Here is an 11,311-nt window from a genome sequence, read left to right on the forward strand (position 1 = left end):
CCTTTAATACTGATTAAATATTTCATTATATATGAGTTTTTTATATAAGCAAGTTATTTGTGTTAATTTCTACTCCTTTAATCCAGCTAAAATTAGAAATTTCATAAATAACTTGAGGGGCAAGTGAATATGAACCTGGCAATAAGATACTGACTTTATTTTTTTCAAGAATAAATTTTAGCATTATCCTAGTTTTTCCTTCATCTTTTAACACTGCGTTCAACTCTGTTGCAGCTTTTTGCGAATCTGAGCATTCAGTAGTCAGAACCAGTTCTTTTATCATAAAAGTAATCCTTTCTTTAAACTCAGATATGTCCTTTCCAACTAGCCTTGTTGTATTCTCCGAGACTTCAAGATCAATAACGACAAATGTTCCAGGTAAAAATAAATCCCTTTTTTCCTCTATTATATTATCATTATAGAACGCTATCTCAGAAACATTATATGGGTCAGAAAGTGTGAGTATTGCAAACCTCCCACGCTCTGAGGTTCTCATACGTGCATTTAATATTACTCCCGCAATTTTTGCTGTTTTATTTTTTCCAATAAATCCAATATTTAATTTCTCTAAAAGAGTTGTAAATTTTTTAAGCGGATGGTTGGTCAAATAAAATCCCAATGAAAATAATTCATGCTCTAATTTTTCTTCTTCGCCAAAATCTTCTATATCTTCAAGTTTTGGTTTTAAAACATCAATATTACCAAATAAAGCAGCTTGATTTGACTCTTTGTCTTGCTTGTTTTTATTTGCAAAATAAACCAATGTATCCATTGACTCATACAATTGCCTTCTGTTTTTATGCACACTATCACATGCTCCAGCCTTAATCAGGCTCTCCAACGCTCTTTTGTTTATTACATGACCTGAATTTTGGATAAATACCCAGATGTCTTTATATGCACTTGAACGTATGTCTACTATTCCTTGAGCTATAGAAAAGCCAACATTACGCAGAGCAGCAATTCCATAGCGTATGCATTTGTCCTCTATTGAGAATTCAGCTTGTGATTTGTTAATATCAGGTGGAAGGACAGTAATACCACTGAATTTGGCTGCATGATAAAATAAATTTAACTTATCTCGATCATCAATATTTAGATTCATTAAAGCCGTAAAAAATTCCAGTGGATAATTAGCTTTTAGGTAAGCTGTTTGATAGGATATTATCGCATATGCAGCGGCGTGGGATTTATTAAATCCATAACCAGCAAACTTTGCTACTAGATCAAAAATGTAGCTTGCTCTGTCATAATCAACCCCATTTTTTGTTGCACCTTGAACGAAAAGTTCACGTTGTTTATCCATTTCTTCCTTAATTTTTTTACCCATAGCACGCCTCAGCAAATCCGCTTCAGCTAAGCTATATCCAGAAAGAATACGTGCTATTTCCATTACCTGTTCTTGGTAAATTATTACTCCAAACGTTTCCTTTAACACTCCTTCAAGTAGTGGATGAATATAATCTGGCTTTTCAAGTCCGTGTTTTCTTGCAACGTAAGTTGGAATGTTATCCATCGGTCCAGGACGATAAAGAGAGATTAAAGCTATGATATCCTCAATGTAATCTGGTTTTAATTTAATTAGAGCTTCTCTCATTCCAGAGCTTTCAAGCTGGAATACGCCAATTGCATCGCCGCTTGAGAGCATTTCGTAAGTTTTGCTATCATTTAAAGGAACTGAAGAAATATCAATCTTTTTTTCGTTACGATTAATTAAGCGGCAAACATGGTCTATTAGCGTCAAAGTACCAAGCCCAAGAAAATCAAATTTTATCAGCCCAGCTTTTTCCACATATTTCATGCTATATTGGGTGATTGGCAGAGATGAGTTTGGATCATAATACACGGGAACAAAATTTTCTAATTTTTGGTCGCATATTACGATCCCAGCAGCATGAGTTGAAACATGTCGATATATTCCCTCGAGCTTTAGCGATATATCAAGCAGTTTTGCAATTACTTCATCGCTGTCACGTTCTTTTTGTAAATTTTGGTCCAATTCAATTGCCTGTGATAGAGTAACTGGATTCACCGGATTGAACGGCACCATTTTAGATATCTTATCTACCTGAGAGTAAGGCATCTGCAGCACCCTACCAACATCGCGCAGCACAGCTCTTGCTTGCAATTTTCCAAAAGTAATTATTTGCGCAACATAACCATATTTTTTCTGAACATAATCAACAACTTGGTCTCTTTTTTCTTGGCAGAAGTCGATATCAAAGTCAGGCATTGAAACACGATCAGGGTTTAAGAACCTTTCAAATATCAGGCCAAATTTTATGGGATCAAGATCGGTAATCTGCAAGCTCCAGGCAACAATTGATCCAGCACCAGAGCCCCTTCCAGGGCCAACTGGAATACCATTTGCTTTACTCCAGCGAATAAAATCAGAAACTATAAGAAAGTAACCAGAGTAATTCATTGAAGTAATTACACTCAGTTCATAATCCAGCCGATCGTAGTATTGCTTAAGGTTGGCATCCATTGAGGATTCAGTATCACCAAGTTTAGTGTCATTCCAGCGCGTGACGCTGGAATAGGATTGTGCTATACGCAATTTTAACCCAGCAGTGGCCTGTTCTCTTAACTCTTCATTTTCAGTTTTACCTTTTCCGCAAGGAAATTTAGGCAAAATAGGTTGCCTACTTCTTGTCATATAAGAGCATCTTTGTGCTATTACTAGAGTATTATAAAGCGCTTCTGGAATATCGCTGAATAATTGTTCCATTTCTGCCACAGATTTGAAATAGTGCTCAGCAGTCAATTTTTTCCTATTATTTTCCAATGCATAACTTCCTTCTGATATGCAGGTTAGTATGTCATAAGCCTCATAATCAGACCTATTGGGAAAAAACACATCATTTGTTGCAACTAGTGGAATATTGTTCTTATAGGCAAAATCTATTAAAATTTCTTCAGATTCTAACTCTTTACTTAAGCCGTGGCGTTGCAATTCAACATATAGGCGGCCATTAAATGCGGCCATTAATTGATCAATTGCTTTTCCATCTTGCTTCAATAATAACTGTGCTAGTATTCCGTCAGTCAAAGCAATCAATCCTGAATTGAAATTTAGTAATTCATCAAAAGTGATGTAAGAAATATCACCATCATTTTTACGCTTTTTGAAAGATTCACTAACTAAAGTGACTAAATTGGCATACCCTTGTTCATTTTTTGCAAGCAGCAGTATAGATAAATTCTGGTCTGAATGTTTTACTATGATATTACACCCAATTATTAGCTGTATCCCTTTGCTTGCTGCGTATTCTGCAAACTCAAGTGAGCCGAATAAATTGCCTGAGTCGGTCATTGCAACTGCTGGCATCTTATTTCGTATGCACAGGCTGATTAGTTCCTCAATTTTGACAGAGCTTTCAAGTAACGAATAAACGCTATGAACACGTAAATGTATGAACATAAATGTTTTAGATCAGTGATAAGAAAATAGCATTGATTTATTTCTGAATACACAAATTTTTGTATCTGTAAAGGTCACCTAATTTGTTGACACTATTAGTTGTACAGGTTGCTTTAAAATATAAAGTAAATTGCCCTTCAAAGTTGCAACCGGCTGTGCTACGCACTACTTAAACGACGCTCTCGGGTTTTATCAAAGCAAATAACGCCCATTGCAACGGTGAGCTGAGCAACTGCTGCTAATATATAACCGATTACTATAGTGGCAGTTGATGCGGGAGGACCTATTGTAAACAATGTAATAGCAACGACAGTGAAATTATTTGTTGCATGAGCAATAGTGACTGGCCAAACAGAATTATCTTTTTCAAATAGCCAGGTGAACATTATGGACATTGTACAAATCACAAGAATGTAAGAACACATAATCGGAAATGTAAATCCATCTTTCCATAACATCGCAGATTCAGCTGAGCCAGGGGCAATATATAGTGGTATATGCCATATTGCCCAAATAAAACCGACAATAATTGCTCTTGCATAAAAGTTCGGTATTTGGCTTCTAAGCTTTTTAAGCAGATAGCCACGCCAACCAATCTCTTCGCCAAGAGAAGTGATAATTAGCATTATAAAAGTCGACAGTAAGATAAAGAATATCTGTACTGCATTAAGATATTTCACTTTCTCTAACGTGTATACATATTCTCCTGTTGCCACAAATGTGAAAATTAAGATAGCTAGCAGAAGCGCTATAACCCTAGCTGCCAGCATAATCACAAACCCTAATGAACAGTTCTTTAGAGAACTAAGTTTAAAAAGATCACTTACTCTTTGTTTATTGCAAGCTGTTAGTAAAATTGCAACTAAAGCCGGGATAAATGTTGTAAGTGCTGCGTATTGTGTAGGTAAACTCCAAGCTATGATACATGTTAATAAATAGGTAATTGCAACAAATAATGTACAATTAACAATGGTTGAATTCATGTGCACACTAATTTCCTTTCCGCATTATTGATATTTGTTTGGAAGTTGTCAATAGAATATGTTTTCTAGTATAAATAGAGTATTTTTTTTAATTACTATTAATAATTGAATTTTTGTGTATATTTCTCCTTATAGTTATGTAAATTGCGCTATTTAGTTGGCACACCTTTCTCGTGTTTCTAAATGGTGTCATTCTAGCGCGTGACGCTAGAATGGCTTTGTTGCATCGCTCTTTGGATAGGAGACAATGCATAATAAATTCATGAAGCTATCTCAAATTTAGCCATGCCTATTTCAGTAAATTTGTTCAGCAAATAACACTTGAGTAGCATTTCTTTCTCACGGTTAATCTCAGATTTGTTCCTAAAACTAAACCCAAATGTTTGCTTCAGTCGCGAGAAAAAACTTTCTATATAAGATCTCTTCCCATAATTTATCTCTTTTTTCCACTTCTTCATACCATCTTCACCATATGACTTTATGAGCTTGATTGTAGAATTTCTCTCAGCCATATAATCCAGCTTTGGATGCTCCACTGCATTGTTTTGCAGAGGAATTTTTGTCTTTATGCCAAGCTCATTGCACAATTTGTATAACTTCTTTCGATTATATGCTCTGTCTGCATATAGTGTGCTTATATTGTATTTAGCATTAGCCCTTGCAATAAGATCACAGGCTCCATAGTGGTCAGAATAAACTCCACTACTGTATTTTGCAGCTATGACTTTTTTGCTACCTATCTCCAGCATTACATGCAATTTTCTTGTTTGCTTATAGCCACGGTACTTTCTATCTGTACCGTTTGCCTTACTATGGCCTGGAATATTATTGTAGATGCTTATTCCAGTGCTATCTATGGCGATCTCAATATTTTCCATACTGTTTTTATCATGTCTTCGATCATTAATTTTTAAGTTAAGCTTTTTGAATCTTCTGGAAGCCTGGGAATAGCTGATAACTTGCAAATTTTTTCCTATTTGCTCAAGGTATCCCGCTATAAACCCCACCGTTTGTCTTAGGCCTATTCTAAACAAATAAGTTATTATGTGAATTAGAATTACGACTTTATCACTATAAATATTGTTGCTACCGGCCATTTTGGGACTTTTTTCGTACCAATTTTCTATGGCATCGTTGACGTAATAAAAAATATTTCCTCTTTCTTGGAGAAATTTGTTATATTCGTAGCAGTTACTGACTTTCATTTTGACTGGCATATTTTTCCTTTGTCAGTTAAATGCCTGTTTATAATGAATTTTGTCAGTAACTCCCAGTTCTTTTTACTTTAGCTATGCAACAAAGCCCGCTAGAATCCAGGTCTTTTTGACTTGATCCTATAATCAAGCCATAGTATGACAAAGATGCTTTATTATTAAAACGTTTTTATTAATTTCATAAGTGTAGCTCTCCATTCTACTTCCTTTGAAAATATCATTACTAAAATACTTTATTATTAAAATACTTTTATTAATTTCATAGGTATAGCTACCCATTCTACCTCCCATTAAAAATATCATTATTAATATATAAATTTTATCTAATATTCTTAATTTTAGTCGACTTTTTAATAGGATTATGGGAAATTATATGAAAATCAGTTATTTCCAAAACGGAAATAACTGGTCTTTAAAAGTATATTGCCGCATGATAGTAGCGTTAAAGTTGTAATTTTGGAGTTTATGGAAGCTTTGGTGTTTGTATGGTTGTGTTTGGAATAATGTTCGTACATCTTTGTGTTTAAATTGCTAATTTTACCTTGAAAAAATTGAGTTTTAATGCTATTAAATAGTTATAGACTTTGTCTTATGTTAGTTATGAACATGAAAAGTGATAGCACTAAAGTAAAACTGCCGATATTCCTCGATTATCAGTCTACCACCAAAGTAGATCCTAGAGTTTTAGAGGTGATGATACCATATTTTGGTGAGTTTGCCAATCCGCACTCTCGTAGCCATAAATTTGGCTGGACTGCTGAAGAAGCAGTGGAAAAAGCAAGGCAATATATTGCTGAATTAATAGGCGCGGATAGCAAAGAGATTGTGTTTACGTCAGGCGCAACTGAGTCAAATAACTTGGCAATTAAGGGAGTGGCTAACTTTTATAAGAACAAAGGTGATCATATAATCACTGTTTGCACTGAACATAAATGTGTTCTTGATTCCTGCCGACATCTGGAAAATGAAGGTTTTAAAGCTACATATCTGCCTGTTAAGCAAAACGGAATTATAGATTTGTCAAAACTCGAGGAAGCAATAACTGAAAAAACAATTCTAGTCTCAGTAATGATGGTAAATAATGAAATTGGAGTAATCCAGCCTTTGAAGGAGATAGGTGAGATATGCAGAAAACATAACATATTTTTCCACACTGATGCTGCTCAAGCCTTTGGGAAAATTCCAATTGATGTAAATGAGTTAAACATTGATTTAATGAGCATTTCTAGCCATAAGATTTATGGTCCTATGGGAATAGGTGCATTATATGTTCGTAGAAAGAATCCACGTGTAAGATTGACGCCACTTATTAGTGGTGGTGGCCAGGAAAGGGGTATGCGCTCTGGCACAGTTCCAACTCCCCTTGCAGTTGGTTTTGGGGAAGCTGCACGTATCGCTAAAGAAGAAATGCAAGAGGAAGAAATTAGACTGGAAGGATTGAGAGATATTTTATACCAAAGAGTAAAAGAGGCATTTCCTGATGTTGTATTAAATGGTGATTATGAGAATAGAATACCTGGCAATTTGAACTTAAGTTTTCCTTACATTGAAGGTGAGTCACTTATTATGGCAATAAAGGATTTAGCAGTAAGTTCTGGTTCTGCATGCACGTCTGCATCACTTGAGCCTTCTTATGTTATAAGATCACTGAATAATGGCCATGATCTTGAGCACTCTTCAATTAGATTTGGACTTGGTCGATTTACCACTAAAGAAGAAGTGGAATACGCGTCGAGCCTTGTGGCTAAAAATGTTGGTCGACTGAGAGAAATGAGTCCGCTTTGGGAAATGGTGCAAGATGGTATAGATTTAAGCACCGTAAAGTGGGATGCTCATTGATTATGGTTGCGATTTTATCAATAGCTGGTGTTGGAGGAATAAGCAGTAAACACTTATTCTTTACTAATCCGTGGCAGATCTGCCAAATCAAGCAAAATTTTGTTTGCTTGCAAACCCTGCTTCCTTTAAGCTTTATAAGGGCTAATATTTTTTAAATATTACAGTTTTATGAATATTATCAAAGTTTTAGTGCTCTTTTTCTGCATTACGGTTTCATCAAATACATACACTCATTGCGCAGATCATAAAATTTTCATACAAACTATGAAGCAGCAAGTAGATAACATATTTGCAAAGGGAAATAAGGATCGGAAGTACATATATTCAAAGCTCCAGGAAATGATTCATGATCATGTTGATCTTAAAGGAATATCCAGGTTTGTTATGGGAAAGCATTGGACTATGGCTCCAAAGAGAGAAAAAGCAATCTTTTTAAGAGAATATGAAATATATCTAACGCGCTTATGTACTAAAATTATATATAAGTATATGAATGATAGTGAAATGACTGTGATGAGTACAAGAGTAGTTGACGATAACACTTGCTTAGTCAATACGAGATTTTCTTATGGCAATGAAGAGTTTACAAATGTTGACTTTAAAATTACTAAAGATGGTAACTCCTTCTCGATAAGTGATGTTGTGATGAGTGGTATAAGCATTGCTATTAATCAACGCTCTCAATTTAACGAAAAGATTGATATGCATAGTATTACAAATGTAATAGAAGAGCTGAAATGTAGCAATAGTCTATGATATATATGCCGCATTGGCCTAAACCACTTGGTAAAAGGCCTGGTGACTTTTCTCTGAGTCGCATGAAAAGCTTTTTAAATGGGCTCGATAATCCTGAGAAGAAAATATCACAGGCAATTTACATAGCTGGTACCAATGGAAAGGGGTCAACGCTATCGTTTATAAGATATATAATGCAAGCAGCAGGATATAGTGTTCATACATACACCTCTCCACATTTAATTCATTTTAATGAAAGGATAGTTATTGCAGGTAATTACATTGATGATAATGAGTTATATAATTTACTAGAAGAATGTCGTGCGGTTGTTGCAGAGCAGCATATCACTTTATTTGAAGCTGCAACAGTTGCGGCCTTTTTAGCTTTTTCCCGCCATGAGGCAGACATTGCCTTAATTGAGGTGGGTATGGGTGGAAGGCTTGACGCAACAAATGTGATAGATAATCCAATTTTAACAATAATTACGTCTATAGGGCTTGATCACACCGAATATCTTGGTCCTACTATGGAAATTATAGCAACAGAAAAAGCTGGAATAATGAAGCCTAATGTTTCTTGCGTAATAGCACCACAAAACAAGTCTGTGATGAATACGCTGGAGCATCACGCAATAGGGGCAAAATCTCCTTTATATAGAGGTGGTTATGAGTGGAATTGCACGCAACAAAATGGTAAAATGTTTTTTCAATCAGCTATTCAATCAATAGAGTTTCCTTTGCCAGCATTAAGGGGTGGTCATCAAGTAATAAATGCAGGAAATGCCATTGCAGCATGTAGTATTTTGAGTGGCAAACATGGATTTAATATTGGAGAGGAAGATATTGCTTCGGGTTTGCAAAATGCCTATTGGCCAGCACGGTTAGAGCACATAAAAGAAGGGAGATTAGTTTCTTTGCTGCCAAAAGATTGGCAATTATTTTTAGATGGTGCACACAACAGCGATGGCGCAAGAGTATTGTCTGAATGGATAAAGGATAACTTTGCTGAAGGTATCTATGTGATTTTCGGCGTTACACGCAATAGAAATGTAGAGGAGTTTTTGACATATTTAAAGCCATATACAAAGTTGTTATGTGCAGTTTGCGTAAAATCAGAACCCAAAGCAACAAGCACAGATTTGATCAAAAAAGGAGCTAATAACATAGGAATAGAAGCAATTGAGTGCGAATCAATCAGCGATGCAATATTAAATCACATATTAAAAGCATCTACTCAAAATATAAAAACTATACTAATTTACGGTTCACTGTTCTTAACCAGAGATTTGGCTATAGAAAACAATTATCAATTAAGAGATGGTCAAGTTGCCTCCTCTACTGGTTAAAAAAGTTTAGTGAAACTTGACCAATTTTGCTATAGTTTTAGTGATAATGCCTGGAGTGTCTGAAGGAACTTCCAAGCTAAGCAATTCTTTTATAGCAGATTCACTGTTTTCATTTGCTATGAAATTATGCAAAATGTTTTCTATATTCTTAGTGATGTCGTGCTTTCTTATAGGATGATCTAGCGGGTATCGCTTATTGATAGTCTGAATACTGGAATACTCGACAAAAGCCTGATCTTTAAATGCAAGCTGTCTTAGTATCCATTCAGCCGGGCGGTAAAATAAAGAGTAGACAAGGAATGCTAAAAAGGTAAACTAGAGTGGCTGTGAGGTAATATGGTTGATCTTTTAGAATTTTGCGAAAGTTTAAGCAGACTATAGAAAAGTTAGAAACAAAAATAGAAGAGCTTAAAGCAGAAAATAAAGCGCTAAGGATCGAAAACGCTGAGTTAAAAGAAAGGCTTGGCTTAAATTCAAAAAATTCATCTATACCAAGCTCCAAAGAATTATATAAGATGAGGGAAAATAAGCCAAAAAGTGACAGGAAAGTAGGAGCACAGGTTGGACATAAAGGCAGTTACCGCCCTAAAATGGAGGCAGATGAGATGGTAAAAATAGAACTGCCCAATACGTGTGAGTGCGGAGGAGAAATTGCGGTATCAAAAGATCCGTATACTCATCAAAAGGTCGATTTGCCGGAAATCAAGCCGTATGTAGTTGAATATCAACTAGAGCATGGACGTTGCAAAAGATGTGGAAAAAGAAAAAGTAGCAAGCTACAAGAAGGAGTAACTGCGGACACATTTGGTCCAAGAGTTAAGTCAGTAATTGCAGCATTAAGTGGATTTTACAAGAATTCGAAAAAAGAAGTGGCAAATATTATAAAGGACATTTTCAACCTGGATATCAGCGTCGGTAGTATCCATTCAGGTGTATGGCTTAAGAAGCAATAGCCAGTAGGTTTTGAAAAGGATTTAACTTCTTTTGCCTCCAAGTCAAGTACAATGAAATTATCCTCTCAAGAAACATATTTCCCCGTTTCGATTGTGTAAAATATGAAACTTTTCGGTAAACAACGTAATGCCGAATCTGTCGCTCAGCATAGTTGTTTGTCAGTGGAATATTTTCTGGATCGTCCAAAAATTTCCACATCATCAGATCCGATTTCATGATATTTTTTGCTACTCGAGACGCTCCAATTGCCTCGGGTAAATTTGATATATTCTTTAAGTAATATCTCGTTCGCTTGCGTAATTTTCTTGCTCTTCTTATGAACCTTAATGTGTCTATTTCATCCTTTAACAGAGCTTTTTTCAATGCAAATAATTCAGTAGCAACATTCCTTAAATAATACCCCAAAACTTTCACTTCGCTATTCCAACTATGAGACAACCTTTCAAAATCTCTTGCTAAATGTGCCCAACAGACCTGCCTTTTCTTGCTGGAAAAGTAGTTGTAAGCTGCATATCTGTCGGTCACTACTAGGTTGTTATTCTTTCCAAATTTACTATTTTCCAGGACTTTCATCCCTCTTGACTCTGTCAATTTGATCACACTTCCTATTTTGCTCGCAAACATCCAGCACCAGCCCTGTTTACCTTTGTTGTAATGGCTAGTTTCATCGATATGTAAAATTTTGCTCTTGCTTACCTCTTCCTCAATTTGCTCATATGCTTCTTGGCATTTTTCTGCCACTCTAGCCTCGCTATTTGATACACTACCGACGCTGATATCCAGGTTGAAAATGTCCTTTATAATATTTGCCACTTC

Annotated in this window: 8 protein-coding genes and 2 pseudogenes; 5 read left to right on the forward strand and 5 right to left on the reverse strand. The window is 35.6% G+C overall.

Annotation, left to right across the window (positions count from 1 at the left end; translation table 11 throughout):
* Positions 1-40 precede the first annotated feature (40 nt).
* The 3 genes from dnaE to HF197_RS07290 all read right to left on the reverse strand — a co-directional run bounded on the left by dnaE (position 41) and on the right by HF197_RS07290 (position 5,624).
* On the reverse strand, positions 41-3,424 hold the full coding sequence (gene dnaE / locus HF197_RS07280) for a DNA polymerase III subunit alpha (RefSeq protein ID WP_168464841.1): 3,384 nt from the start codon (positions 3,422-3,424) through the stop codon (positions 41-43).
* Positions 3,425-3,582: 158 nt separating this feature from the next.
* Positions 3,583-4,407: a CPBP family intramembrane glutamic endopeptidase gene (locus HF197_RS07285; protein WP_174855545.1), complete on the reverse strand. Its 825-nt coding sequence runs from the start codon at positions 4,405-4,407 to the stop codon at positions 3,583-3,585.
* 260 nt (positions 4,408-4,667) lie between these two features.
* Positions 4,668-5,624: an IS5 family transposase gene (locus HF197_RS07290; RefSeq protein ID WP_168463866.1), complete on the reverse strand. Its 957-nt coding sequence runs from the start codon at positions 5,622-5,624 to the stop codon at positions 4,668-4,670.
* Positions 5,625-6,227: 603 nt separating this feature from the next.
* Here HF197_RS07290 and HF197_RS07295 point away from each other — a divergent pair.
* From HF197_RS07295 to HF197_RS07310, 4 genes are read left to right on the forward strand one after another with little or no spacing between them, the layout of a single operon-like run.
* On the forward strand, positions 6,228-7,460 hold the full coding sequence (locus tag HF197_RS07295; protein WP_174855546.1) for an IscS subfamily cysteine desulfurase: 1,233 nt from the start codon (positions 6,228-6,230) through the stop codon (positions 7,458-7,460).
* 2 nt (positions 7,461-7,462) lie between these two features.
* Positions 7,463-7,615, forward strand: coding sequence for a hypothetical protein (locus HF197_RS07300; RefSeq protein WP_168464843.1), 153 nt, complete (start codon positions 7,463-7,465; stop codon positions 7,613-7,615).
* Between the two features lie 13 nt (positions 7,616-7,628).
* Positions 7,629-8,216: an MlaC/ttg2D family ABC transporter substrate-binding protein gene (locus HF197_RS07305; protein WP_168464844.1), complete on the forward strand. Its 588-nt coding sequence runs from the start codon at positions 7,629-7,631 to the stop codon at positions 8,214-8,216.
* Positions 8,213-9,541, forward strand: coding sequence for a bifunctional folylpolyglutamate synthase/dihydrofolate synthase (locus tag HF197_RS07310; protein ID WP_168464845.1), 1,329 nt, complete (start codon positions 8,213-8,215; stop codon positions 9,539-9,541). The genes HF197_RS07305 and HF197_RS07310 overlap by 4 nt, the downstream gene beginning before the upstream one ends.
* A 6-nt stretch (positions 9,542-9,547) precedes the next feature.
* Here HF197_RS07310 and HF197_RS07685 read toward each other — a convergent pair.
* Positions 9,548-9,799 (reverse strand): annotated as a pseudogene (locus HF197_RS07685) (hypothetical protein); the annotation flags it as partial.
* A gap of 78 nt (positions 9,800-9,877) precedes the next feature.
* Between HF197_RS07685 and HF197_RS07320 the strand changes: the two are divergent.
* A pseudogene (locus tag HF197_RS07320) lies at positions 9,878-10,464 on the forward strand (DUF6444 domain-containing protein); the annotation flags it as partial.
* Positions 10,465-10,480: 16 nt separating this feature from the next.
* Here HF197_RS07320 and tnpC read toward each other — a convergent pair.
* Positions 10,481-11,308, reverse strand: a complete 828-nt coding sequence (tnpC, locus tag HF197_RS07690) for an IS66 family transposase (protein WP_369800036.1) — start codon at positions 11,306-11,308, stop codon at positions 10,481-10,483.
* Positions 11,309-11,311: the final 3 nt, after the last annotated feature.

The organism is Wolbachia endosymbiont of Ctenocephalides felis wCfeT, from assembly GCF_012277295.1.
Lineage (GTDB): Bacteria > Pseudomonadota > Alphaproteobacteria > Rickettsiales > Anaplasmataceae > Wolbachia.

Coding starts and splice junctions, on each gene's coding strand:
- dnaE (WP_168464841.1), bottom strand. CDS start 3,424: ATGTTCATACATTTACGTGTTCATAGCGTTTATTCGTTACTTGAAAGC.
- HF197_RS07290 (WP_168463866.1), bottom strand. CDS start 5,624: ATGCCAGTCAAAATGAAAGTCAGTAACTGCTACGAATATAACAAATTT.
- HF197_RS07295 (WP_174855546.1), top strand. CDS start 6,228: ATGAAAAGTGATAGCACTAAAGTAAAACTGCCGATATTCCTCGATTAT.
- HF197_RS07310 (WP_168464845.1), top strand. CDS start 8,213: ATGATATATATGCCGCATTGGCCTAAACCACTTGGTAAAAGGCCTGGT.
- HF197_RS07285 (WP_174855545.1), bottom strand. CDS start 4,407: ATGAATTCAACCATTGTTAATTGTACATTATTTGTTGCAATTACCTAT.
- HF197_RS07300 (WP_168464843.1), top strand. CDS start 7,463: ATGGTTGCGATTTTATCAATAGCTGGTGTTGGAGGAATAAGCAGTAAA.
- HF197_RS07305 (WP_168464844.1), top strand. CDS start 7,629: ATGAATATTATCAAAGTTTTAGTGCTCTTTTTCTGCATTACGGTTTCA.